General features: G+C 57.1%; 22 protein-coding genes. 9 read left to right on the top strand and 13 right to left on the bottom strand.

What is annotated here, in order from left to right; genetic code table 11:
• Window positions 1-4: 4 nt before the first annotated feature.
• The 3 genes from AO068_RS01625 to AO068_RS01615 all read right to left on the bottom strand — a co-directional run bounded on the left by AO068_RS01625 (window position 5) and on the right by AO068_RS01615 (window position 3,502).
• A complete protein-coding gene (locus AO068_RS01625; RefSeq protein ID WP_002553634.1) occupies window positions 5-937 on the bottom strand; it encodes a carbohydrate ABC transporter permease in 933 nt (310 codons plus the stop codon).
• Window positions 938-1,024: 87 nt separating this feature from the next.
• Complete coding sequence (locus AO068_RS01620; protein WP_058407470.1) at window positions 1,025-2,356, bottom strand: ABC transporter substrate-binding protein; 1,332 nt, start codon at window positions 2,354-2,356, stop codon at window positions 1,025-1,027.
• Window positions 2,357-2,596: 240 nt separating this feature from the next.
• Complete coding sequence (locus tag AO068_RS01615) at window positions 2,597-3,502, bottom strand: AraC family transcriptional regulator (protein ID WP_058401567.1); 906 nt, start codon at window positions 3,500-3,502, stop codon at window positions 2,597-2,599.
• Between the two features lie 129 nt (window positions 3,503-3,631).
• On the opposite strand from AO068_RS01615, the gene cobF reads away from it, so the two are divergent.
• Complete coding sequence (cobF, locus tag AO068_RS01610; RefSeq protein ID WP_058407469.1) at window positions 3,632-4,390, top strand: precorrin-6A synthase (deacetylating); 759 nt, start codon at window positions 3,632-3,634, stop codon at window positions 4,388-4,390.
• On the opposite strand, the gene AO068_RS01605 is transcribed toward cobF, so the two are convergent.
• Together AO068_RS01605 and AO068_RS01600 are read right to left on the bottom strand one after the other, a co-directional pair.
• Window positions 4,387-5,721: a glycosyltransferase gene (locus AO068_RS01605; protein ID WP_058401462.1), complete on the bottom strand. Its 1,335-nt coding sequence runs from the start codon at window positions 5,719-5,721 to the stop codon at window positions 4,387-4,389. The two genes, cobF and AO068_RS01605, sit on opposite strands and share 4 nt — an antisense overlap.
• Complete coding sequence (locus AO068_RS01600) at window positions 5,714-6,073, bottom strand: response regulator (RefSeq protein ID WP_058401463.1); 360 nt, start codon at window positions 6,071-6,073, stop codon at window positions 5,714-5,716. Before AO068_RS01600 ends, AO068_RS01605 begins: the two co-directional genes overlap by 8 nt.
• A 333-nt stretch (window positions 6,074-6,406) precedes the next feature.
• On the opposite strand from AO068_RS01600, the gene AO068_RS01595 reads away from it, so the two are divergent.
• The 5 genes from AO068_RS01595 to AO068_RS01575 all read left to right on the top strand — a co-directional run bounded on the left by AO068_RS01595 (window position 6,407) and on the right by AO068_RS01575 (window position 13,098).
• On the top strand, window positions 6,407-9,919 hold the full coding sequence (locus AO068_RS01595; RefSeq protein ID WP_058401464.1) for a response regulator: 3,513 nt from the start codon (window positions 6,407-6,409) through the stop codon (window positions 9,917-9,919).
• A gap of 49 nt (window positions 9,920-9,968) precedes the next feature.
• Window positions 9,969-10,790, top strand: coding sequence for a CheR family methyltransferase (locus AO068_RS01590; RefSeq protein ID WP_058401465.1), 822 nt, complete (start codon window positions 9,969-9,971; stop codon window positions 10,788-10,790).
• A complete protein-coding gene (locus AO068_RS01585; protein ID WP_058407468.1) occupies window positions 10,787-11,401 on the top strand; it encodes a chemotaxis protein CheB in 615 nt (204 codons plus the stop codon). Before AO068_RS01590 ends, AO068_RS01585 begins: the two co-directional genes overlap by 4 nt.
• Entirely contained in the window at window positions 11,395-12,576 is a 1,182-nt protein-coding gene (locus AO068_RS01580) for a hybrid sensor histidine kinase/response regulator (protein WP_058401466.1), read from the top strand. The genes AO068_RS01585 and AO068_RS01580 overlap by 7 nt, the downstream gene beginning before the upstream one ends.
• A gap of 144 nt (window positions 12,577-12,720) precedes the next feature.
• The gene (locus AO068_RS01575; RefSeq protein WP_054986020.1) at window positions 12,721-13,098 is read left to right on the top strand and encodes a response regulator; all 378 of its coding nucleotides are present in this window, start codon (window positions 12,721-12,723) and stop codon (window positions 13,096-13,098) included.
• A 69-nt stretch (window positions 13,099-13,167) separates the two neighbouring features.
• Here AO068_RS01575 and AO068_RS01570 read toward each other — a convergent pair whose 3' ends face one another.
• The gene (locus AO068_RS01570; RefSeq protein WP_058407467.1) at window positions 13,168-15,198 is read right to left on the bottom strand and encodes a hybrid sensor histidine kinase/response regulator; all 2,031 of its coding nucleotides are present in this window, start codon (window positions 15,196-15,198) and stop codon (window positions 13,168-13,170) included.
• Window positions 15,195-16,679, bottom strand: a complete 1,485-nt coding sequence (locus AO068_RS01565; protein WP_058401468.1) for an ATPase domain-containing protein — start codon at window positions 16,677-16,679, stop codon at window positions 15,195-15,197. The genes AO068_RS01570 and AO068_RS01565 overlap by 4 nt, the downstream gene beginning before the upstream one ends.
• Before the next feature lie 220 nt (window positions 16,680-16,899).
• Here AO068_RS01565 and AO068_RS01560 point away from each other — a divergent pair, with 220 nt between their 5' ends.
• Together AO068_RS01560 and nudC are read left to right on the top strand one after the other, a co-directional pair.
• Window positions 16,900-17,712, top strand: a complete 813-nt coding sequence (locus AO068_RS01560; RefSeq protein WP_058401469.1) for a crotonase/enoyl-CoA hydratase family protein — start codon at window positions 16,900-16,902, stop codon at window positions 17,710-17,712.
• Between the two features lie 39 nt (window positions 17,713-17,751).
• Window positions 17,752-18,588 (top strand): NAD(+) diphosphatase, encoded by an 837-nt coding sequence (gene nudC, locus AO068_RS01555; RefSeq protein WP_058407466.1) that lies wholly within the window; start codon window positions 17,752-17,754, stop codon window positions 18,586-18,588.
• Here nudC and AO068_RS01550 read toward each other — a convergent pair.
• The 6 genes from AO068_RS01550 to AO068_RS01525 form a co-directional block, all read right to left on the bottom strand.
• On the bottom strand, window positions 18,556-19,335 hold the full coding sequence (locus AO068_RS01550; RefSeq protein ID WP_058401471.1) for a TSUP family transporter: 780 nt from the start codon (window positions 19,333-19,335) through the stop codon (window positions 18,556-18,558). The two genes, nudC and AO068_RS01550, sit on opposite strands and share 33 nt — an antisense overlap.
• A 92-nt stretch (window positions 19,336-19,427) precedes the next feature.
• Entirely contained in the window at window positions 19,428-20,576 is a 1,149-nt protein-coding gene (locus AO068_RS01545) for a Gfo/Idh/MocA family protein (protein WP_058407465.1), read from the bottom strand.
• A gap of 102 nt (window positions 20,577-20,678) precedes the next feature.
• The gene (locus AO068_RS01540) at window positions 20,679-21,446 is read right to left on the bottom strand and encodes an SDR family oxidoreductase (RefSeq protein WP_058407464.1); all 768 of its coding nucleotides are present in this window, start codon (window positions 21,444-21,446) and stop codon (window positions 20,679-20,681) included.
• Between the two features lie 27 nt (window positions 21,447-21,473).
• Window positions 21,474-22,541 carry a phosphotransferase family protein gene (locus AO068_RS01535; protein WP_058407463.1) on the bottom strand — a complete coding sequence of 356 codons (1,068 nt, stop codon included), beginning with the start codon at window positions 22,539-22,541 and terminating at the stop codon, window positions 21,474-21,476.
• A 215-nt stretch (window positions 22,542-22,756) separates the two neighbouring features.
• Window positions 22,757-23,074 carry an SCP2 sterol-binding domain-containing protein gene (locus tag AO068_RS01530; protein WP_058401474.1) on the bottom strand — a complete coding sequence of 106 codons (318 nt, stop codon included), beginning with the start codon at window positions 23,072-23,074 and terminating at the stop codon, window positions 22,757-22,759.
• 55 nt (window positions 23,075-23,129) lie between these two features.
• Window positions 23,130-23,840 (bottom strand): histidine phosphatase family protein, encoded by a 711-nt coding sequence (locus AO068_RS01525; RefSeq protein ID WP_058401475.1) that lies wholly within the window; start codon window positions 23,838-23,840, stop codon window positions 23,130-23,132.
• A 205-nt stretch (window positions 23,841-24,045) separates the two neighbouring features.
• Here AO068_RS01525 and sohB point away from each other — a divergent pair, with 205 nt between their 5' ends.
• The gene (gene sohB, locus AO068_RS01520) at window positions 24,046-25,068 is read left to right on the top strand and encodes a protease SohB (RefSeq protein ID WP_058401476.1); all 1,023 of its coding nucleotides are present in this window, start codon (window positions 24,046-24,048) and stop codon (window positions 25,066-25,068) included.
• Window positions 25,069-25,284 lie beyond the last annotated feature (216 nt).

The raw sequence follows: 25,284 nt of genomic DNA, 5'->3' as shown, positions 1-25,284 counted from the left end.
GTCCTCATGACTTGTCGGTGAGGTTTTTGCCGATCATCCGGATCAGGATGATCGCCGCGATGTTGGCGATTACTACCGCGATCAGTCCGCCCGCCGAGGCCATGCCGACGTCGAACTGCAGCAGCGCCTGTATGTAGATCAGATATGCCAGGTTGGTCGAGGCAAAGCCGGGTCCGCCATTGGTGGTGGTGAAGATTTCAGCGAACACCGAGAGCAGGAAGATCGTCTCGATCATGACCACCACGGCAATCGGACGTGCCAGGTGCGGCAGGGTCAGGTGCCAGAAGATCGCGATGGGGCCGGCTCCATCCAGACGTGCCGCCTCTTTCTGTTCCTGGTCCAGCGACTGCATGGCGGTCATCAGGATCAGAATCGCGAACGGCAGCCACTGCCAGGACACGATGATGATGATCGACAGCATCGGGTAATGGGCAAACCAGTCGATGGGCTGCGCGCCGAAGAACTTCCACACTGCCGCGAGTACGCCGGACACCGGATGGAAAATCAGGTTTTTCCAGATCAGCGCGCTGACCGTGGGCATGATGAAGAAGGGCGAGATCAGCAGTACGCGAACGATGCCACGGCCGAAAAACTCACTGGCCTCGAGCAGCGCCGAGATCAGCACGCCGAGGATCACACTGATGGCCAGCACGCTGCCGACCAGCAGCAAGGTGTTACCGGCACCGGGCAGAAAGCCGCTGTCGGTGACGAAATACTGGAAGTTCTCCAGCCCGACGAATTCGTTTTCGCCGGGGGAGAGCAGGTTGTAGCGGATCAGCGAGAAATAAATGGTCATGCCCAGTGGCACGATCATCCACACCAGCAGAAGCGCCACTGAAGGACTGACCAGAAACCAGCCCGGCTTGAATCGACGGCTTTTGAGCGGTTGCTGTTCGCCGGACAGGTCCGTGCGTTCAGGGGAGGCTGAGGTATTCATGGGGAGCTCCGAACCGGATTGCACCAGAGTTGTTGCGCAGGTTAGCGGCAGGGTGAAAGCGTTGGCCTTCACCCTGGTACAGGACGGTTACTCTTTCTTCTCTTTCGGGTAACCCGCTCGTTTCATGTCACGCGCAGTCGCTGTTTGCGCATTCTGCAAGGCTTGATCCACAGTGGACTGGCCTATGAGCGCTGCGGAGAACTGCTGACCGACGCTGGTGCCGATGGCCTGGAACTCAGGAATGGTGACCAGTTGAATACCTACGTAAGGCACTGGTTTGAGCGCTGGCGATTTGGGATTGGCCTTCTTCAGCGACTCCAGCGTGATGTTGGCGAAAGGTGCGGCTTTCTTGTATTCATCGGTGTAGGTCGAGGCACGGGTGCCTGGCGGCACGTTGGACACACCGTCGGTATCGGCAACCAGTTTGGCGTACTCTTTCGAGGTGGCCCACTGGGTGAACTCGGCAGCATCCTTGGTGTTCTTGGCGCTGGTCGGGATCGCCAGCGACCACGAGTACAGCCATGACGAGCCCTTATCGGTTACTTCATGCGGGGCGTAGGTGAAACCGACGCTGTCAGCCACTTTGCTCTGCTTCTTGTCGGTCACGAACGAACCGGCAACGCTGGCGTCCACCCAGATCGCGCATTTGCCGCTGTTGAACAGCGCAAGGTTTTCGTTGAAACCGTTGCTGGAGGCTCCCGGAGGGCCAGACTGCTTCATGGTGTTGACGTAGAAATTCAGCGCGTTTTTCCATTCTGGCTGATCGAACTGTGGCGTCCACTTTTCATCGAACCAGCGTGCACCGTAGGCGTTGGCCAGCGTGGTGATCAGCGCCATGTTTTCTCCCCAGCCAGCCTTACCACGCAAGCAGATCCCGTACTGTTCCTTGGACTTGTCGGTCAGTTTGCCAGCGAATTCGGCAATCTGTGTCCAGGTAGGGCGCTCGGGCATGGTCAGGCCAGCGGCCTTGAACAGGTCGGTGCGGTAGTAAGTGATCGATGCTTCAGCATAGAACGGCAGGGCGAACAGTTTGCCATCCACCGACAGGCCGTCACGTACCGAAGGGAATACATCGTCCAGTTCATAACTGGCAGGCAGGTCTTTCATTTCCTGCAGCCAGCCTTTCTCGCCCCAGAGTGAGGCTTCGTACATGCCGATGGTCAACACGTCGAACTGACCGCCTTTGGTGGCGATGTCGGTGGTCAGGCGCTGACGCAGGACGTTCTCTTCAAGCACAACCCAGTTGAGTTTGATGTCAGGGTGTTTTTCTTCGAAAGTCCTGGAGAGGCGCTGCATGCGAATCATGTCGCTGTTGTTGACCGTGGCGATGGTCACGGTCCCGGCCGTGGCGCTGCCACTGAACACGAAACAGGTGCTGAGGACGGAACTGGCGAGCAGAAGTTTTGCTGAGTTCTTCATTGATCACTCCTCTTCCACGCCCAGTGAGCAGTAGAAGGATGGTTATTGTTTTTTTCTCTTCCGGAGGTGAGGAAGATGTGGATTGATTACACCGGCGTTTGGCCTGAAAGACAAATCCTGCGCCGCACTCTGACTGATACTTTTTTGCACTGGCGCACGAAAGGCCGATAGAGCCGAATCGCCCATAGGCTGGCTTCGCCGCAACTGCAGCGTAGACGATAGGCGCAAGGGCAGGGTGAATCAGTACAGGTTTTGTTCGGTCAGGCGCTGCATGGCCAAACGGCGATAATGCGAGGGCGTCATGCCCTTGAGTTGCTGGAAGCGCCGATTGAAGTTGGAAATATTGTTGAAGCCGGATTCAAAGCACACATCAGTGACCGGTTTGTCGCCATCAGCCAGCAATTCGCACGACTTGCTGATGCGCAGTCGATTGACGAACTCCACAAAGCATCGGCCTGTAGCCTGCTTGAACACTCTGGAAAAATAGGTTGGCTTCATGCCCAGATACTCGGCAACTTCCTCCAGCGGCAGCTCCCGGCCATAGTGGGCAAAGATGTAATCCACCGCCCGGTTGGTGCGATCAACGCTGTGCTCGTCCGCGGTATGGGCGACCGCAGTGCCGGAGAGCAACTGATAATCGTCGCTGGCGGCCAGCAACTCGAGAAGAATGAAGAAATGCCCCAGGCGGGTGATGCCACGTGAGTCGGCAATCTTCTGCATCTGCTTCATGGCCTGACGAATCGTGCGCTTGCAGCGAAATTCGATGCCGTAGCGGGCGCGTTCCAGCAGCGGGGTGAGGGTTTTTAGTTCGGCAAACACCTGATTGCCACTTTCCAGCAGTTCATCGGTGAAGTTGACCAGCATGTCGCGCTTGGCCACAACTTCACCCTCGTCGATCTGGCTGATCCAGTTATGCGGCAGGTTGGGGCCGGTCAGAAACAGGCTGGCAGGGTTGAAATTGCCGATGTAATCGCCGACAAATACCTTGCCGGAGCTGGCAACAATCAAATGCAGCTCATATTCCTTGTGAAAGTGCCAACGCACCAGCGGACAGGGGAAACCGTGCTCGCGATAAATGATCGACAGCCCGTTGTGGTCGTCCATCAGTTCGTAGGAAGGGTCGGCGATTCTTGTTGTTTTACTCATGGCTATGTCGTGTTCAGCAGTTGCCAGAACGATAATGTGCCTGATTTTCAGCTTCAATGCCCGGTCGCTGACAAAAATCACCTACGATCACGCGTCTCACATGATTTGCCACAGTGGAGTGGTTATCCGATGAAACAGATCCTGCTGATCGGCATGGGGGCCGGTGATCCCGAGCAGATCACCTTGCAGGCCATTGCTGCGCTGAACCGTGCCGATGTGATCTTCATCCTCGACAAGGGCTATGTCGACGATGAGTTGCTGCGCATGCGCAAAGAGCTTTGCCAGCGCCATATCACTCATCAGAGCTACCGTCTGGTACAGGTTCAGGACCCACGGCGCGAAGGCGACCCTGACGTCTACGAGCGGGGTATCGAGAGTTGGCACGAACAGCGCGCTGCATTGTTCGAACGGCTGTTGACCGATGAGCTTGGCGCAGATCAGGTCGGCGCGTTTCTGGTCTGGGGCGATCCGTCACTGTATGACAGCACCATGCGCATCCTTGATCGCGTATTGGCGCGCGGCAGGGAATCATTCGAGTATCAGGTAATTCCCGGCATCACCAGTGTTCAGAGCCTGGTGGCGCAACACCGGATACCGCTCAATCGCATTGGTGAGTCGATTCACATCACCACAGGGCGACGCCTGGCGACGGCTGCGCTTGAGCAGCACAGCAATGTCGTGGTGATGCTGGACGCACAGTGCACATTCGAGCGTTACCTCGGGCAGGGGCTGGATATCTATTGGGGTGCTTATCTGGGCACCGCGGACGAGATACTGGTGTCTGGCAGGCTCGATGACGTGTGCGAGCAGATCAAGCTATTGCGCGCCGAAGCGCGCGACCGCAGGGGGTGGATCATGGATACCTATCTGCTGCGCAAACCAGCTTAGACCGTATCTTCAGCCTTGTTACGGTTCTTGGCTTCGATCCACTGCGCCATGTATTTGGTGCTCTTGTGGTGATGGTGGCGCAGCATGGCGCCGGTGAAGTTCGCCAGACGATGCTCTGCCAGTCCGTTGCGAAGGGTCTGAATACGCTCGATCAGGCTCGTGCAGTGTTGCCGATGCTGGTAACGCGCCTGCAGCAACGCCAGCCCGGCGCTCTGCGCCTCTAGCCAGCGGGGCTGGTCTTTATAGAGTCTGACCGCCGCATCAGCGATGTCTTTCGGGTTATCGGCAATGACGCCAGGCCACGGCAGCCCGCCGCCCATGGCTTCTGCGCCAATCGCAGTGGTGATTGACGGAGTGCCGCAGAGCATGGCATCCATCAGTTTGCCCTTGATGCCGGCACCGAAACGCAACGGCGCAAGACAAATACGTGCAGATGACATGACCTGCAGCGCGTCTTCGGCCCAGTGCTTCACATGAAACCCTTGAGCGCCATTGTGCAGCGCCGTCGCCTTGGGTGGCGTGTAGGCACCGTAGATATGCAGCTGCGCTTCAGGCAATTGCTGGCGGATAAGCGGCCAGATCGCGGTTTTCATCCATAACACCGCATCCCAGTTGGGGGCGTGACGGAAATTGCCGATGCTGAGGAAGTGCGCGCGCTCTGCAAAAGGCCGAAAGCTGTCGGGAACGCCGTCAATCATCAGCGGACACCAGTGCAGCAGCGAGGCGGGCAGCCCAAAGGAACCGGTCAGCAATGCTATTTCAACGTCAGATGTCATCAGGTTCAGGTCGCAGCGATACAACGATGCGACCTCGCGCTGCGCCAGCTCGCTGGAAGCTATCTGCTTGAAAAGCCGAGGCGTTGAGGCGTCACAAATATCGCCCCGTTCAGCCGCCGAATCACTGTTCAGCGAATCCTTCAGGATCTGATGGCGTGCATGGCGCAGGCTCTGGAAATCCGACGTTTCCAGAATGCGCAGAGCGTCGGGGCATTGCTGCTCGACGCGCCAGCCAAACTGCTCTTCAATCATGAACTGATCAAAAACAACGACATCGGGCTGCAATTCGCTGACAAACAGGTCAAAACTGCTGTCGTTGAGCGCGATGCGTACTTCCTTGACGCCCAGGCTGACCAGATCGGCCCGATGCTCACCTTCAGTGGCAGGGCTGGCGAAGGTAATCTGCCAGTCCTGCTCGAGGAAACATTGAATCAGTTGCATCATGTGCCCGCTGGCTGCCGAAGAGCGTGGCTCTGGCCATACGTAGCCGATGATCAGTACGCGTGTACTGGCGTGCGTGTCGGTGTGACTGACAACAGTTTTGATATCAGTCAAGGATGCTTTTTACCTTGTCACGCAACTGGTCGATGGAAAAAGGCTTGCCGATCGAGTGCATGCCTGGCGGCACCTCAATGTTTTCGGAGTAACCGCTGGCGAACAGTACCGGCAATTGAGGCCGCAGTTCGATGACCTTTTTGGCCAGTGCGGTGCCCTTCATGTCGGGCAACCCCTGATCAGTCATCAACAGGTCGATGTGCCTGGCGTCGTCAGCAACAAAAGTCAGGGCTGAAGTGGCGTCCTCGGCTTCCAGTACCTTGTATTCCAGCTCTTCGAGCACATCGACAATCAGCATGCGCACAATGGCGTCGTCTTCGACCACGAGAATGGTGCGGGCTGTGTCCGGCATTGTTGACTCCTTAAACCTGAAAAATGGTGATCGCGCAGACAGCATGGAATGCCATGCATCCTTTCCCGGCAGCTCAGAGTAACCGAGCGGCGGCCTGCCCACTGTTAATACAGTCCTTGTATCAGTAAATAAAAACCGGGTGGAAGTTCAATCAACGTTCAAATACTGCGAATTGTGAGGGTGATTGACGGCTTTACGTCATGAACGCGATATGTGGGTGAGCTTATCGCCGATTTATGTGTGAAATTTCAATCCTCTATGTCAGAAATAAGAGTGTTTTTCGTGGCTTTGCGGCAAACTCTACGGTTTTGATCCACTCGTCAGGGATATTTCATGAATCGGACGTCTGTTGTCGATGAGCAACGCTTTCGAAAACTGCTGGGGCGTAACGTCGGCTTGCCATTGGGTGTGGGGGTACTGAGCGCCGTTTTCTTCATTTTGCTGATCAGTTATCTGCTCACGGCCATACAGTGGGTCGAGCACACTGACCGGGTGATCAATAACACCAACCGCTCGATGAAACTGTCGATAGACATGGAAACCGGCATGCGCGGTTTTCTGCTAACCGGTGATCAGCATTTTCTTGACCCCTATGAAATCGCCAAACCCTTGCTGGTTGCCGAGCTGGAAGGGCTCAAGGGTCTGGTCGAAGACAACCCGACGCAACAGGACCGCTTCAGGCGTCTGTCCACGATGCAACAGGAGTGGAATGCGTTTGCTCAGGAGATGATCAATCTACGGCGCAACAACGGCGACTATCAAACCGCCGTGCTGGCCGGACGCGGCAAACGAATTACTGATCAGATCCGCACCGAGTACGATCAGGCTGTCGAAATGGAGCAGCAACTTCGCTTGACCCGCAACGCAGAGGTCACGCGCAGTACCATTCTTTCCGTCAGCCTGTATCTGATATTCGTGGTCATTGTCAGCGCTATCCTGGCGTATATCGGGCGACGGGATTTGCTCTCGCTTTCGGCCACCTACAGTGAAAACCTCAGGCTGCAGGAAATCAATGCCGAGCGTCTGCAGAAAGTCGCCTGGCTGCGCAACGGTCAGAGCGAACTGGCCGAACAGGTACTCGGGCAGTTGACACTCAATATGTTGGGTCGAAACATCCTTCAGTTTCTGACTCAGTATCTGGGCGCGTCGGTGGCGGCGGTCTACATTCGCCAGGATCACGGCGGCTTGACGCGTGCTGCTTCCTACGGTTTCTCTCGCGAACAGGAGCAGCAGGATCAGACCATTCACAGCGATGAAGGCATTGTCGGGCAGGCCGCACAACAGGACCGGATCATCACGCTGGATGAACTGCCCGAAAACTACTTCAAAGTGGCTTCCGGTCTGGGTGAAGGCTCGCCGCGCAGCATAGTAGTGGTGCCGACCAGCAATGACGATCAGGTCAACGGGGTGATCGAACTGGGCTTTTTGCGCCCGCTCACCGAGCAGGATGTAGAGTTTCTTGAACTGATTGCGGACAACATCGGCACCTCGATCGAAGCGGCCCGTTATCGCCAGCGTCTGCAAGAGGTGCTGGCCGAGACCCAGCAACTCAACGAAGAATTGCAGGTACAGCAGGAAGAATTACGCACGGCCAACGAAGAGCTGGAAGAGCAGTCGCGTATTCTCAAGGAGTCTCAGGCACATCTGGAAACTCAGCAGGCCGAGCTGGAACAGACCAACGAGCAACTGGCTGATCAAAGTCAGGCGCTGGCCGATCAGCGTGATGCACTGGACCGCAACAACGAAGAGCTGAGCATCGCTCAGGCCGAGTTGCAGGCGCGAGCGGACGAGCTGCAGCGTGCCAGCAAATACAAGTCCGAGTTCCTTGCCAACATGTCCCATGAGCTGCGTACGCCGCTCAACAGCTCGTTGATCCTGGCCAAGCTGCTGGCCGAAAACCCGGGCGAAAACCTGACCGCCGAACAGGTCAAGTTTGCCGAGTCGATCTATTCGGCGGGTAATGACCTGTTGAATCTGATTAACGACATTCTGGATATTTCCAAGGTCGAAGCCGGAAAGCTCGAAATGCGCCCGGAAAACAGCAGCGTATCTCGTCTTGTCGAGGGCCTGCGCAGCATGTTCCAGCCGCTTGCCGCCGAGAAAAAGCTGGCGTTCACGGTCGACATCCAGGCAGGCGCGCCGACCATGCTGTTCACGGACCGCCAGCGTCTCGAGCAGATCCTCAAGAACCTGCTGTCCAATGCAATCAAATTCACCGAGGCGGGCGCTGTCAGCATGGTCGTTTCGCGCCAGCCGGGCGCAGGCATCGTGTTTATCGTGCGCGACTCGGGCATCGGCATCGCCGAGGAGCATCAGCAGGGTATTTTCGAGGCATTCCGTCAGGCAGATGGCACCACCAACCGGCGTTATGGCGGTACCGGGCTGGGGTTGTCGATTTCCCGTGATCTGGCGGCATTGCTGGGTGGGTCCATCAGTGTCACCAGCGCGCCAGGGCAGGGCAGTATTTTCAGTCTGGTGTTGCCGGAAAGCTATGTCGAGCAAGGCTCTCAGGAGCCAGGCAGTGAGTCTGCGGTTGTACTCGCGCCTCCCGCGCCACCGTTGCCGGTTCCTGCCGCGCCGGTCATCCAGCAGTCGGCCCCGCTGCCGGTGGAAACACCTGTGGCTGTGTTCGCCGATGATCGTGACAAGGCACCGTTCCAGCGGCGCTGCATTCTGGTCATCGAAGATGAAGTGCGCTTTGCTCAGATCCTCTTCGATCTGGCCCATGAACTGGGTTACGACTGTCTGGTCGCGCATGCCGCGGATGAGGGCTTCAACCTGGCATCACGTTACACGCCGGACGCGATCCTGCTGGACATGCGCCTGCCGGATCACTCGGGCCTGACCGTACTGCAGCGTCTCAAGGAGCTGGCACCTACCCGACACATCCCGGTGCATGTGATTTCCGTCGAGGATCGCCAGGAAGCTGCGCTGCACATGGGGGCCATTGGCTACGCCGTCAAGCCGACCACTCGCGAAGAACTCAAGGATGTGTTCGCCAAGCTGGAAGCCAAGCTGACCCAGAAGGTCAAGCGCATCCTGCTGGTCGAAGACGATGCGCTGCAACGTGACAGCATTGCACGCCTGATCGGCGACGATGATATTGAAATCACTGCGGTGGGTTTTGCCCAGGAGGCACTGGACCTGCTGCGCGATAATGTCTACGACTGCATGATCATCGACTTGAAACTGCCGGACATGCTCGGCAATGAATTGCTCAAACGCATGTCCACGGAAGACATCTGCGCCTTTCCGCCGGTGATTGTCTATACCGGGCGCAACATGACCCGCGATGAAGAAGCCGAGCTGATGAAATATTCGCGCTCTATCATCATCAAGGGCGCACGCTCGCCTGAGCGCCTGCTGGACGAGGTCACGCTGTTCCTGCACAAGGTCGAGTCGCAACTTTCCAACGAGCGGCAAAAGATGCTCAAGACCGCGCGCAGCCGTGACAAAGTCTTTGAAGCGCGCAAGATTCTCGTGGTCGATGACGACGTTCGTAACATCTTCGCCCTGACCAGCGCTCTGGAGCACAAGGGTGCAGTGGTGGAAATTGCCCGCAATGGTCTTGAAGCGATTGCAAAGCTCAATGAGGTCGACGACATCGACCTGGTCCTGATGGACGTGATGATGCCTGAAATGGACGGTTACGAAGCGACCATCGAGATCCGCAAAGACCCACGCTGGCGCAAGCTGCCGATCATCGCCGTTACTGCCAAGGCCATGAAAGATGATCAGGAGCGTTGTCTGCAGGCAGGTTCCAACGATTACCTGGCCAAGCCCATCGACCTGGATCGACTGTTCTCACTGATTCGCGTCTGGCTGCCAAAGATGGAGCGCATTTGAATGAGGGCTCAATGTCTGCGCTTTCCGGAGCGCAAAAACGGATGGCATCATGCACCTTGATCGAAGCATCGAGATCGAGCTGCGCCTGCTGATAGAGGCGATCTACCTCCAGTACAGCTACGATTTTCGCGACTATTCCGGTGCGTCAATCAAGCGCCGCGTGATCCATGCGTTGCGCCAGTTCGATTGCGCGACCATCTCGGCCCTGCAGGAGCGTGTGCTTCACGACCCGGCAGTGTTCATGCAGCTGTTGCAGATTCTCACCATACCGGTGAGTGAGATGTTCCGTGACCCTTCGCACTTTCTGGCGATCCGCAACGAGGTCGTGCCGGTGCTGCGCACTTACCCGTCGATCAAGGTGTGGATTGCCGGTTGCAGTACGGGTGAGGAGGTTTATTCCACGGCGATTCTATTGCGCGAAGAGGGGCTGCTGGAGCGGACCATCATTTATGCGACCGACATCAATCCCAGCTCTTTGGAAAAGGCCAAGCAGGGCATCTTTTCCATGGATAACCTGCGCACCTATACCGAGAACTACCGTAACTCGGGAGGGCAGCGCAATTTCGCCGATTACTACACGTCTGCCTACGATTACGCGATCTTCGACAAGACACTGTGCGAGAACGTCACTTTTGCCGATCACAGTCTGGCCACAGATAGTGTATTCTCCGAAACGCAATTTATTTCCTGTCGTAACGTGCTGATTTACTTCAACAAAAAGCTTCAGGATCGAGCTTTCGGGTTATTTCATGATTCGCTGTGTCATCGCGGCTTTCTGGCGCTGGGCAGTAAGGAAACCCTGGATTTCTCTGCCTACGGCGGGGCGTTCGAGACGCTGGTGAAACCCGAGCGGATCTACCGGAAATTATGAGAACCGCCTTTGACGATGACCTGTCCTGCGGCCCGTTGCCCGTGGTCGATGCTATTGTCGTAGGCGCGTCAGCGGGTGGTGTAGAGGCCCTGCTGAAAATATTCAGAAACCTGCGGCCAGGTTTCAGTCTGCCTATATTGATGGTGTTGCATTTGCCGGATGACCGGCGCAGCCAGTTGGCCCATGTATTTCAGAATCGCTTGGCTATCCCGGTCAAGGAAGCCGATGACAAGGAAGATATCGTGCCGGGCACTTTGTACGTTGCGCCAGCGGGTTACCACGTCTCGGTGGAGTCTGACTTTTCACTGTCATTGAGTCAGGAAGACAGGGTGTTTTACTCAAGGCCCAGTATCGACATTCTGTTCGGTTCGGCCGCGGATGCCTACGGCCCGCGACTGGCTGGCGTATTGTTGACCGGCGCCAATAATGACGGCGCACAAGGTTTGCTGCAGATCAAGAAATATGGTGGTTTCACGGTGATTCAAGACCCCTCGCAGGCCCAGGCGTCGACCATGCCCGAGGCGGGCCTGGCGTTACACTCGCCGGATTACCTTCTTTCCCTGAACGATATTGGCCGCTTGCTGGTCGAGTTGGAACGAACCGCATGTTAAGTGAAATTCAGGCAAAACTGCTTATCGTTGATGATTTGCCGGAAAACCTGCTGGCCCTCGAGGCGCTGATCAAGCGCGGTGATCGACTCGTCTACAAGGCGCTCTCGGCGGACGAAGCATTGTCTCTGCTGTTGCAGCATGAATTCGCGCTGGCCATCCTCGACGTCCAGATGCCTGGGATGAACGGGTTCGAGCTGGCCGAGATGATGCGCAGCACCGAGAAAACCAAGAGCATACCGATCGTTTTCGTCAGTGCTGCCGGTCGCGAGCTCAATTATGCCTTCAAGGGCTATGAAAGCGGTGCCGTGGACTTCCTGCACAAGCCGCTGGATATCCATGCGGTAAAGAGCAAGGTCAATGTTTTCGTTGATCTGTATCGGCAGCGCAAGGCCATGAAACTGCAGGTCGAAGAGCTGGAGCGCAGTCGTCAGGAGCAGGAAGCCTTGCTCAAGCGTCTGCAGTCGACCCAGGGCGAACTGGAGCACGCGATCCGTATGCGTGATGACTTCATGTCCATAGTTTCCCACGAGGTGCGTACGCCGCTCAACGGTCTGATTCTGGAGACCCAGCTGCGCAAGCTGCACCTGGCCAAGGACAACGCGTCGGCGTTCACCATGGAAAAGCTGCGGGCAATGGTCGACCGCGACGAGCGGCAGATTCAGAGCCTTATCCGCCTGATCGAAGACATGCTCGATGTCTCCAGAATTCGCACCGGCAAGTTGTCGATCAGGCCGAGCCCGTTTGACTTGAGCGAACTGGTCAGTCAGTTGCTGGAAAGTTTTGCCGCACAGATCGCCGCCGCCGATTCGACGATCACCCGGTTTGCCGACGAGCCGGTGATCGGTGTCTGGGACGAGTTCCGTATCGAGCAAGTGGTTGCCAATCTGTTGACCAACGCACTGCGCTACGGTGCGCGCAAACCGATTGAAGTGCATGTGTACAGCAGGGAGAGTGAGGCCTTCATTGAGGTTCGGGATCAGGGCATCGGCATCACGGCTGAAAACCAGAAGCGCATCTTTCAGCAATTCGAGCGGGTTTCGAGTAGCCATGCTGTTGCCGGGCTTGGCCTGGGGCTGTTCATTTCCGATCAGATCGTCATGGCTCACGGCGGTCGTATCGAGGTAGAGAGCGAAGAGGGCAAGGGTTCGGTCTTTCGTATCTGCCTGCCTTTATAGATGACAGCTGCTGTCGATACAGGTGAAAGCCGCTGGCGATGTAGATGATAGCCACTGGCAATCAAGTTTAATCACACATCGGCGCAACCTCCCATGCATGCCGTGGTCGTAATGGCAGCTATTTATAAGATCAAAGGCAGTTCAATGAGCGCTGATGCAGAAAACGTCGTATTAATCGTCGAAGACGAACCCCTGATCCTGATGCTTCTGGCCGATTATCTGTCTGGAGAGGGTTATCGTGTCCTGAAAGCCGAGAATGGCGAGCAGGCTTTCGAGATTCTGGCGACCAAACCCCACCTTGACCTGATGATCACCGATTATCGGCTGCCGGGTGGTATCTCGGGTGTACAGATTGCCGAGCCTGCGGTGATGCTTCGACCGGAGTTGAAAGTGATCTTCATCAGCGGCTATCCGGCGGAAATACTCGATTCGGGCAGCCCGATTGCGCTGAAGGCACCCATTCTCGCCAAACCGTTCACCATGGAAACGCTGCATTCGCGTATTCAGGAACTGCTGGCCTGAAGACGCGCTTTAACCGTCGAGTGAGCAGGCCGTCTTACAGGTCGGAGTCATGCACAGCCTGAGCGTTTCTCAGGCTTCTATCATTTCCCGCACTTTCGAGGTCAGGTGGTCGAACGCAAAGGGTTTGGTAATCAGTTGCATACCGTTATCCAGAAAGCCTCCGCGGACGGCGGCATGCTCTGCATAACCGGTGATGAACAACACTTTGAGTTCCGGTCGCAGCTGCCTGGCGATTTCTGCAAGCTGCCGGCCATTCATGCCCGGCAGCCCTACATCGCTGATCAGCAGATCAATACGCTGGCCTGATTCCAGTATCGGCACGGCGTCCAGTGCTTCGCCGGCCTCGATGAAGGTGTAACCCAACTCGCTCAGTACCTCACTGACCAGCGTCCGGACAGCCGGGTCGTCTTCGACGATCAGCACGGTTTCGCCATTTTCGGCGTAAACGGCATTGCTCTGGAAACTCTGCTCGGCTTCATCTGCAAGCCCCTTAAAGCGCGGCAGGAACAGCTGTACCGTGGTGCCTTGGCCTACTTCACTCTTGATTGAAACATGACCATGCGACTGTTTGCTGAAACCATAGATCATTGAAAGACCCAGGCCGGTGCCCTGACCGATAGGCTTGGTTGTAAAGAACGGGTCAAATGCACGGCTGATCACTGTTTCCGGCATGCCGCAGCCATTGTCACTGACGCTCAGCACCACGTAATCACCGGGCAGCAGGTTCTCATGGGCATTGGTAAACGACCTGTCCAACTGCTGATTGAAGGTCTCGACCACCAGCGTGCCGCCGTCGGGCATTGCATCGCGGGCATTGAGCACCAGGTTGAGCAGGGCGCTCTCCAGTTGGTTTGGGTCCGCTTCTGCGGTCCACAGATCGCTGGCCATGCGCAGTTGCAAATGTATGCTTTCGTTGACACTGCGCTGCAGCAATTCGTCCATGGCATTGACCAGGCGGTTCATCTCCACCGGCTTGGAGTCCAGTGACTGGCGCCGCGAGAATGCCAGCAGGCGGTGGGTAAGTGCTGCGGCACGGTTCGCCGAGGTCACTCCCAGGTCGATCAGGCTGTTGAGGTCCTCGATATTACCCCGTGCCAGCCGTCTTCTTATTAATTCCAGGCTGCCGATGATACCGGTCAGCATGTTGTTGAAGTCATGAGCAATGCCGCCGGTCAATTGGCCGACTGCTTCCATTTTCTGTGACTGACGAAGAATGTCTTCCTTATGGCGTAACTGCGAGGTGCGTTCTTCAACCTGTTGCTCGAGTGTTTCATTGAGGCGTCGCAATTGCGACTCGGCTTGCTTGCGCTCGGTGATGTCCGAGGTCACACCCGCCAGAGAGCTGACCAGACCGTTCTTGCCGCGAATGGCGCGAGCGCGCACATCGACCCAACTGAGTGAGCCATCCGGCCAGACGTTGCGGTATTCGATGATCAGATCGACACCGGTGTCCAGGCTGCGCTGAAGCGCCGACTGCATTCTGGGCTGATCTTCGAAATACACAGCGGCGAGCCAGTCTTCGTAATTGAACGTGTCCTGCTCGTTGCGGCCATAGTGACTTTTAGTAATATCCGAACAAGTCAGTTTGAGGTATTCCGCTTCCAGCAACCACGAGCCCAGCCTGCCAGCCTTCAGCGCATTCTGCAGACGGCCTTCACTTTCGTGCAGGTCCTCCATGCGTGCCCGCGCTTCATACTGACGCCTGCGACCGCGCACAGCCGTGACGACCAGGCTGACCAGTGTCACAGGATGAAAGGGGCGCTCGAGAAAGGTCACATTGCCCAGCAGATTACCCATCCGTGCAGACGGATTATGATCCGGGCCACCATGATGAGTCATCAGGACGATAGGCAGATCCGACCACGCCGGCTGGCGACCGATGAGGTCCAGCAGCGGTTTAATGTCACTATTACGCAACGCCTCATCGGCGATGATTGCCAGGCCTGCGCCCGCGCTCAACTCTTTGACCAGTTCGAACAAGTCCTGGGCCACCGTTGCCAGGTAGCCGGCCTCATCGAGGATCCGCATAGCGATCTGACTGTCTCGACCTCTCGGCGCTAGAATGATTGCGCGCTCCGACAACAGTCCTGGAATACTCACAGGTCGTCATCCTCAAGCAGCGGTTTCTTGTCGCCAAAGTATGAAGGCACCCCGCGCAGTACGCCCTGAAAGGCTTCAAGCGGCTCACCGATCTTCAGACCGCTGGCACTGATGCGGTATTCACGAATAGTGGACTCGTGAGTGCCCGTGCGCTTCTTGATGATGGATATCGCGCGACGCACCTGACCCAAGGCTTCGAAGTAACGCAACAGAATAACGCTGTCGGCAAGGTAGGTTATGTCGACCGGTGAGCGCATGTCGCCGACCAGCCCGTGTTGTGCAACGGTCATGAAGGTCGACGCACCCTGGCGGTTGAGGTAGAGCAGAAGCTCATGCATGTGCAGAACCAGCGCGCTCTCTTCCGGCATTGCCGCCTGATAACCATTGATGCTGTCGATGATCACTGTTTTTATCTGCTTGCGGTCCACTGCACGCCTTACGCGATGCGCAAATTCGCCAGGAGAAAGCTCTGCCGCGTCGATCTGCTCGACCACCAGATTGCCGGTCTCCTGAAGCGCCCGCAGGTCAATGCCGAGCTTGAGCATGCGTTCGAACAGCAGGCCCATTTCTTCGTCGAATATGAACAGCCCCACGCGCTCGCCACGTGCCACTGCCTGCACCGCGAAAACCAGCGAAATGAGCGATTTCCCGGTCCCGGCAGGGCCTAGAATAAGCGTGCTGGAGCCGCTTTCTATACCGCCGCCCAGCAGATCGTCCAGCTCCGTGATGCCACTGCTGACCTGAGTGCGGGCGTAATCGGAACGGTGTTCGGCCGCTACCAGACGTGGGAATACATGGATGCCGTTCTCGGCGATGTTGAAGTCGTGGAAACCGCCGCGGTACTTCTGGCCGCGGTATTTGACGATCTTCAACCGTCTGCGCTCGGCACCATAGGTAGGTGTCAGCGCTTCGAGACGGATAACCCCGTGGGCGACACTGTGTACGGTTTTATCCAGCGCTTCGGTGGTCAGGTCATCGAGCAGCAATACCGTCGCGTTATAACGCGTGAAGTAATGTTTGATCGCCAGAATCTGGCGTCTGTAGCGCAATGAACTTTGCGCCAGAAGACGAATTTCCGAGAGGCTGTCGATCACCACGCGAGAGGGTTTGACCCGCTCGACAACCTCGAATATCTGCCGCGTCGCTTCGCCCAGCTCCAGATCCGAGGAGTACAGCAGGCTTTGATGGTGGTCCGCATCAAGCAGGCTTTCAGGCGGCGTCAGCTCGAAGATATTGATTTGCTCGTCAAGCTCCCAGCCATGTGAGGCGGCACCCGAGCGTAGCTCGCTTTCAGTCTCGGACAGGGTGATGTACAGCGATATTTCACCCGCTGCTGCGCCTGCCTGCAGAAACTGCAGTGCCACGGTTGTCTTGCCGGTTCCGGGTTCTCCTTCAAGGAGAAAAACATGACTGCGTGAAAGACCACCCGCAAGGATGTCATCCAGACCTTCAATACCGGTTGCCGCTTTTGACGTATTCAAGTATCGCCCTCTAATAACCTATATAGGTTTTGCTATCACTGATTACTGGACCTCCCTGCATTCTGACCGTTCACACTATTTAACGGTAGCGGGTACAGTGAATATAGAAGAGCGGCTGGCGGACGGTCCGGCAAATGTCACTTAAGCCCGGTTACGATGATTACGCAGCTGTTGTTATAGTCCAGCGCCTGAACACTCATCATGCCCTGAGGATCACGTCGTGACCGATTATCAAAGTTTCCGGGTCGAACTGGCTGACAGCATTGCTCACGTACAGATCAACCGGCCTGAAAAGCTCAACGCAATGAACGAGGCGTTCTGGACCGAAATAATCGGCATATTCGACTGGATCGAGCGCAATGACGAAGTTCGGGTAGTAATACTCAGCGGAGCGGGTAAGCACTTTTCGTCGGGTATCGATCTGGCATTGCTGGCTTCGGTTGCCAACCAGATGGGCAAGGATCCAGGCCGTAATGCCCGGCTGTTGAGGCGCAAGATCCGTGACATGCAGGCTTCGTTCACGGCAGTGGCAAATTGCCGAAAGCCGGTTCTGGCTGCCATTCAGGGCTATTGCCTGGGTGGTGCCATAGACCTGATTTCGGCCTGTGACATGCGTTACGCCGCCGCCGACGCCCAGTTTGCCATTCGCGAGATCGACATGGGCATGGCGGCGGATGTAGGCACCCTGCAACGTCTGCCGCGGATCATCGGCGATGGCGTGCTGCGCGAAATGGCTTATACCGGGCGCACTGTCGGTGCTGAAGAGGCGCAGAGGATCGGTCTGGTCAATCGCACCTTCGATGACCTGGAAGGTCTGTTGCAGGGCGTCTTCGCGGTGGCCCGGGAGATAGCCGGAAAATCACCCATCGCCATTGAAGGCACCAAGCAAATGATCAGCTACATGCGCGATCACCGAGTGGAGGACGGCCTGGAACACGTTGCCATCTGGAACGCAGCCATGCTGCAATCACCTGACCTGAAGCTGGCGATGGTTGCGCAGATGAACAAGCACAAGCCGGTCTTCGATAATTGATTCATGATAGAGCTCGAGTCTGAGCAAAGGAGTTTTTCCATGGCGCGCCCGGAGCGTTGGACAACTGCAGTTCTGGATGTCGAGGCCGATGGTGGTTTGGCTGTGGTCCAGAGTGATCAGGGGTTTTTGCTGGATAGCAACGGGGTAATGTTCCCCAGAGGCTGGCTGGCGGGGCTGGATTTGCCAGTGCAGAGCGAGCACGGCATCGGCTATTTTGAGGGTGAGCCTGTCTACCTGCTGGTTCTTGAGCGCTCGGTTGCGGTCGAGGGCTGTTCCTGGCAAGGCTTGCGTCAGTTCATGCTGGAAGGCGATTTTGCGGTCTTCCAGATGCTCGGCTACGCCGCGCAAGTCAGCACCTGGGCCAGAGAACATCGCTTTTGCGGGGCCTGTGGTCGTGCGACGGTGCAGATCCGCGGAGAGCGGGCGATGTTCTGCGAGCACGACAACCTGCGTCTGTACCCGCGTATTTCCCCGAGTATGATTGTGCTGGTTACGCGGGGTGATGAAATACTGCTGGCCCGCTCACCACGTTTTGTCAGCGGCATGTACAGCGCGCTGGCCGGGTTTGTAGAGCCGGGCGAGTCTGCCGAAGACTGCGTGCACCGCGAAGTGATGGAAGAAGTGCAGGTGCGCATCAAGAATCTGAAATACATGGGCAGCCAGTGCTGGCCGTTTCCGCATTCGATGATGCTTGGCTTCCATGCCGAATATGACAGCGGTGACATAGTGCCCCAGGTGGAAGAAATCGAAGACGCACGCTGGTTTCATGTCGATGACTTGCCGCCGTTACCGGCCAACCGCTCTATCGCCCGCTATCTTATCGAGGCGTATCTGGCCGAGCGCTCAGGCGCCCCCGAACCAGTGCTGCCAGGCTAGGCGCACGGTCAGGCCCAATACCACGGTGATGAACACAGGGCGGATGAACTTGGCACCGCCCTTGATTGCAGTGCCTGCGCCGAAGTAGGCACCCAGCATTACCGCAAGGCCCATGCTCAGGCCGATGATGTAGTCCACCTGGCCGGAAAATATGAACACCGAAAGTGCCACGGCATTGCTGACGAAATTCATGCTGCGTGCCACGCCGCTGGCCTTGACCAGATCCACCGGGTAAAGCAGCAGCGTGCTGACTGTCCAGAAGGCACCGGTACCCGGCCCTGCAACACCGTCATAGAAGCCCAGCCCCAGCCCTTGTGGCAGTTGCCATTTCTTTTTGATCGGCGCGTTGCTGTCCAATGGTGCCTTGGGCGTGCCGCCAAACAGCAAGTACAGCCCGCAACCGAAGACAATGACCGGCAGCATCTGGTTCAGCCATTCGGCGGGCAGGTAATGCGCAATGACCGCGCCAACTGCGGCACCCACCGCAGTGCCAACCACTGCGTGTATCCACTGCCTGGGGTGAAACAGTTTGCGGCGATAGAACGTGAAGCTGGCGGTTGCCGAGCCGAACGTCGAACTGAGCTTGTTGGTACCCAGCACCAGATGCGGCGGCAGGCCGGCCGTCATCAGGGCGGGTGTGGTAAGCAGTCCGCCGCCACCGGCGATGGCGTCTATAAAACCCGCGATGAACGCAACGACAGCAAGAATGGCGAGGGTGGTCAGGTCGACGCTGAGTTCAAAAGGCATGGTGGCAAGCGTGCTTATAGGAAAGGCGGGAGGGGGCAGAATGGCTGCCTGAATGTGGCGCATTCTACCCCCTTGCCAAGCGTTGCAGGAAGTCAGATATCGCTGAGCGCAACCCAGCGCTGTTCGGCGGCGGCGAGGCGAATGGCAGTCGCCAGACGCTCGATCTGCCAGGCTTCTTCGAAGTCCGGACCACGGCTGCCCTTGCCGCATACCGCAAGAATCAGTGCCTGTACCTCAAGTGCCTTGAGTTCGTTGTAACCCAGCTGGTGACCCGGAGCCGGGCAGAACGCCGCGTAACCGGGTTGCGCAGGACCTGCCAGAAGACGTTGAAAACCATCGCGCCCAACTGCGCCAGTGCGATAGATGCGCAGTTCGTTAAGGCGCTCCTGATCGAATGCCAGTGTGCCCTTGGTGCCGCTGATTTCAAAACTCAGGTGGTTTTTGTAGCCGTGTTTCAGCCAACTGCTACTGAACGTTCCGCGCGCACCATTGGCAAAACGCAGCAGTGCGTGGGTCTGGTCATCCACTGCGATGCTGCGCATTTCCTGGCTTCCGTTACTCGCAGGGCGTTGGCGGTGTACGGTGCTGGAGTCTGCGCAGACCGCTTCGACATCGCCCAGCAAATGGCGAGCCATCGCCAGCAAGTGACTGCCCAGATCGGCCAGCGCGCCGCCCGCATGGGCCGCTTCGCAACGCCACGACCAAGGGGAAGACGGACTAGCCATGAAGTCCTCGCTGAACTCACCCTGAAAACTGACGATATCGCCCAGTTCGCCCGCGTCGATCATTTCCCTGGCAAGGCCGATCATCGGGTTGTGCTGGTAGTTGTAGCCAACCTGAGTAACAACCCCGGCGGCCTTGGCGCTACGGCGCATTTCGTCGGCCTGGGCGAGGCTTACCGCCAGCGGTTTTTCGCAATACACCGCCTTGCCTGCAGCGATGGCGGCCATGGCCATGGGGAAGTGCAGGTGATTGGGTGTCGTGATCGCCACGATCTGCACCTGCGGATCACTGATCAGGTGCTGCCAGTCAGCGTGGCTGTGATCGAAGCCCCAGGCGCTGGCGCACTGCTCGGCCCTGACGCTGTCCGCATCCGCAACGGCGGTCAGCCGAATGCGTGCCGGCAGATCAAGGGCGGCATTGGCATTGCCGAAGGCCAGCGCGTGGGCACGGCCCATGAAACCGGTGCCGATCAGCCCGATGCCCAGTTGCGCCTGCGACGTAGAAGGGGATTCCCGCATGACATTCTCCAGAGAGGATTGTTGTTATGCGGAAAATATATTCCATAAATTTAAAATATGGAAAATTAATTCATTTTTCGGCGTGGCAGTCAGTTCAAGCCATCAAGATAAAAATCCGCCGTCTACATTAAGCGCTACGCCGGTGGTGTAGCTGGATGCTGCGCTCGCCAGATACAGGACCGCGCCAGCCATTTCGCTGGGCGCTGCGACGCGTTTCAGCGGAATCTGCGCCAGAGCCATATTGAGAATCGCATCGTTCTTGACCAGCGCCGATGCAAATCGGGTATCTGTGAGACCCGGCAGCAGAGCGTTGCAGCGAATTCCGAACTCGGCGCATTCCTTGGCGAACACCTTGGTCATGTTGACCACCGCCGCCTTGGTCATTGAATAGACACCTTGATAGGCACCTGGCGACACCGCATTGATGGATGCAACATTGATGATGCTGCCACCGCCGCCTTCGCGCATCAGCTTGCCGGCTTCTGCCGACATGAAGAAATAGCCGCGAATATTCACGTCGATGGTCTTTTGAAACGCGCTGAGGTCGGTGTCCAGCACATTGCAGAACTGCGGGTTGGTGGCGGCGTTGTTGACCAGTATATCCAGGCGTCCGAATTGCTCGCGAATCTGGGCGAAAACGCTGGTTATCTGCTCCATCTCGCCGATATGGCAGGCAATCGCCGTTGCCTTGCCGCCCTCGCTGATGATGGCGTCGGCAACCGCCTGACACCCGTCGAGCTTGCGGCTCGACACAACAACATGTGCGCCTTGCTGAGCGAGCAGCCTGGCAATGGCTTCACCGATTCCCCGGCTGGCACCTGAAACAAAAGCAACCTTGCCATCAAGGTCGAAAAGCTGGGTTCTGGACATGTCGTTTCCTTGTCTTGGCGTTAGCGGTCAAAGGCTGGATTTGGTGATCACATTCAGGCTCATCTGCTCCAGCAGCCTGTTCATGTCAATGAACCGGGCAAAGCGCTTGTCCTGAGTCTGTCCATGGAAAAACCGGTAGTAAATCTGTTGCACGATACCGGCCAGACGAAACAGGCCGTAGGTGTAGTAGAAGTCGAAATTGTCGATATGGATGCCCGAACGCTCGGCGTAATAGTCGACGAACGCCTGGCGCGTCAGCATGCCGGGCGCATTGCTCGGCTGGCGGCGCGTCAACTGAACCGGTAGCGGGTCGTCAGCCTGGACCCAGTAGGCGAGGGTATTGCCCAGGTCCATCAGCGGATCACCGAGCGTGGTCAGTTCCCAGTCCAGCACGCCGATGATGTTCATCGGGTTGTCAGGATCGAGGATCACATTGTCGAAGCGATAGTCGTTATGCACGATGCTGGAGATGGGCGAGTCGGCGGGCATTTTGTCTGCCAGCCAGGCCTGGACCTGCTGCCATGCCGGGGCGTCAGGGGTTCGCGCTTTTTCATAACGCTCGGTCCAGCCCGAAATCTGCCGCTGCACGTAACCCTGGGGCTTGCCCAGATCACCCAGGCCGCACGCCCGGAAGTCAACGCGGTGCAAGTCCACCAGTTTGTTGATGAAGCTCTTGCACAGGTCTTCGGTCTGTCGTGCATCCAGCGCCAGCTCGGGCGGCAGGTCAGAGCGCAGGATGATGCCCTTGACGCGCTGCATCACGTAAAACTCCGAGCCGATCACCGACTCATCCGTGCAGTGCAGGTACGCTTGCGGACAGTAGGGGAAGGCATTCCTGAGCTGGTTGAGAATGCGGTATTCACGACCCATGTCATGTGCCGATCGCGCCTTGTGTCCGAACGGTGGGCGCCGCAGCACCAACTCGCGCTCGGGGTACTGAATCAGGTAGGTCAGGTTCGATGCGCCTCCGGGGAACTGACTGATCGCCGGGGTGCCATGCAGATCCGCCAGATGCGCCTTCAGGTACGGATCTATCAAAGAGGCGTCCAGTTCTTCGCCGCTGCGAATCCCGGTGGACTGGTCAGTCAGTGCCATACGTATACCTTGTGTTTATTATGGTCAGCTCAAACTATTGACTAATCTAATGATCGTCTGATTCGCGAGCAAGCTCGCGGCAGCGTTATAGACTAGCGTGTTGCCGGGCAATCAGCGGCTCTGATTGCTGCTTTGTACAGAACGGCACAGACAAAAAAACCGAAGCCGGCGGGGCTTCGGTTTTTTGGTGGTGCTACCTGCAAAGCGCCAGGTGTTTACACCGGGAACAGTTCGCTGAGCTTCATGGCCAGCATCATGTCGCCTTCGGCGCGCAACTTGCCGCCCATGAACGCCTGCATGCCATCAGTCTCGCCGCTGACAATGCCCTTGAGGGTTGCGCTGTCCATGACCAGGGTCACGTTGGCGTCCGGGTTCTCGCCTTCCTGCAATTCGCAGGTGCTGTCCTTGACGATCAGGGCGTAGTGTTTGTCTTCGTCGGTAATATTGAAACCGAAGACCAGGTCCAGACCGGCAGCAGCAGCCGGGTTGAACTTGTTCTTCATGGTTTGTACGGCGTCTGCTACTGAGGTCATGTCTTGATCCTTTTGTGGTGAGTACTTGCGTCCGCAAGGACGCGATTGGCCGGGCTCAGCGATAGGTAATGAGCGCCGGCGTCTTCAGCAGTTGCAAGTGTGTGTAACCGTTGAAGGAAGCCAGGGTAACGTCGTTGCCTTTGAATTTGAGCTGATGCAGCGAAGTGTTGACGATATGCCAGTGCAGCTCCAGTGCCTTTGCTGCAGGCATTCCGGTAACAAGGTGGAGCAGGGCAGTAATGGTGCCGCCGGACGTGAACACGGCAATGCGCTCATGTGGACCTGCGTCCTGAAGAATTCTGTCCAGGCCTGCCTTGACGCGGTCCACGAAACCTTGCCAGCTTTGCAGCCCCGGCGTGTCGTGCTCGCCACTCAGCCAACGTTTGGTGATCAGGTTGAACAACCGGTGAAACCCTGCAGGGTTGCCAGCGACGTCGCGCAGAATATCCAGCGCTTGCGGCTCATCGACAAGCATCGCGGGTATCAACGCCCTGATCACGCCCTCAGCGTCGAATTCATCGAAAGCGCTGTCGAGCTGCACGGGAGGCGTTTCGATACCTGCTTCGGTGTACTGGCCCAGCACATGCTGTGCGGTGTCTTTCTGGCGCAGAAGCTCACCCGATACACACCGGTCAAAGGTCATGCCCGACTGCGCGAGGTGAGCCCCCAGCACCTGTGACTGACGAACACCCATAGGCGACAGGACGTCGTAATCGTCTGCACCAAATGAGGCCTGGCCATGTCGTATCAGGTAGATGCTGCCCACGTCCGTGTCGTCTCGGTACGTTGAAGGTGGGTCGAGGTTATGAGGGATGCCGGGCGACTGTCAATGAAAAAACATACGCTCGTTTGAAATCATCGTTTTAATGGTTTGTAACGGCTCGATAGCTGGTGCGTCGCACAGGGCGTCGGTATGCTGCATTCATTGGGGCCCTTGATTGGTAAGGGCCTGACGCAAATGAGGGATATTCGTGGATTTCGTTGTCGATTACGCAAGTTTTCTGGCTAAAACCGTGACGCTGGTAATCGCCATCGTGGTGGTGCTGGTTGCCATTGCGTCCATGCGTGGCAAGGGGCGTCGCAAAACGGCAGGGCAACTCCAGGTCACCCGGCTCAATGACTTCTATAAAGGCCTGCGTGAGCGGCTTGAGCAATCCTTGCTCGACAAGGAGCGCCTCAAGGCACTGCGCAAAGAGCAGGGCAAGGCCCTGAAAAAAGAAAAAAAGCAGGCCGAGCCAAAAGCCCGTGTCTATGTGCTGGATTTCGACGGTGACATCAAGGCCTCGGCTACTGAAAGCATGCGTCATGAAATTACCGCACTGCTGACCCTGGCCACCGACAAGGACGAAGTGGTCCTGCGTCTGGAAAGCGGTGGCGGCATGGTGCACAGCTACGGTCTGGCGTCCTCGCAACTGGCACGCATTCGGCAGGCCGGTATTCCGTTGACCGTATGCATCGACAAGGTCGCGGCCAGTGGCGGGTACATGATGGCCTGCATCGGCAACAAGATCATCAGCGCACCGTTCGCCATTCTCGGGTCCATCGGCGTTGTTGCGCAGTTGCCCAACGTCAATCGCTTGCTGAAGAAGCACGACATCGATTTTGAAGTGCTGACCGCTGGTGAATACAAACGCACCCTGACGGTGTTTGGCGAAAACACCGAGAAGGGTCGCGAGAAATTCCAGCAGGACCTGGACATCACCCACGACCTGTTCAAGAACTTCGTTGCCAGCTACCGCCCGCAGTTGTCCATCGACGAAGTGGCGACGGGTGAGGTATGGCTGGGCATGGCAGCGGTCGACAAACTGCTGGTCGACGAACTCAAGACCAGCGACGAGTACCTGGCCGAGCGCGCCAAGGATGCAGATGTGTTTCACCTGCACTACGTGCAACGCAAGAGCCTTCAGGAACGCATGGGGATGGCTGCAGCCACCTCGGCGGATCAACTGGCTGCTAAGTGGTGGGGACGTTTGACTCAGCAGCGGTTCTGGTAGGTGTAAATGACAAGGTGGCCTGAGTCGAGCCTCAAGTTACCCGATATCACAGAACCGCTGTGTGACGCAAAGCGTCACGAACTGCATGCCGACGCGGAGCGTCGGCACGATCGTCATTAGTATCTAAGCCGTGTCTTAGCCACCTGCTTTAAAGTGCTTTTCAACCGCGATGGCACTGACGACGCAGAGTGCGACGTTAGTGACGGCTGAGTCCTG

Source organism: Pseudomonas sp. ICMP 3272, assembly GCF_001466905.1.
Taxonomy (GTDB): Bacteria; Pseudomonadota; Gammaproteobacteria; order Pseudomonadales; family Pseudomonadaceae; genus Aquipseudomonas; species Aquipseudomonas amygdali.
The sequence above is the reverse complement of the archived record's forward strand: the minus strand, read 5'-3'. Positions and strand labels throughout refer to the sequence as shown.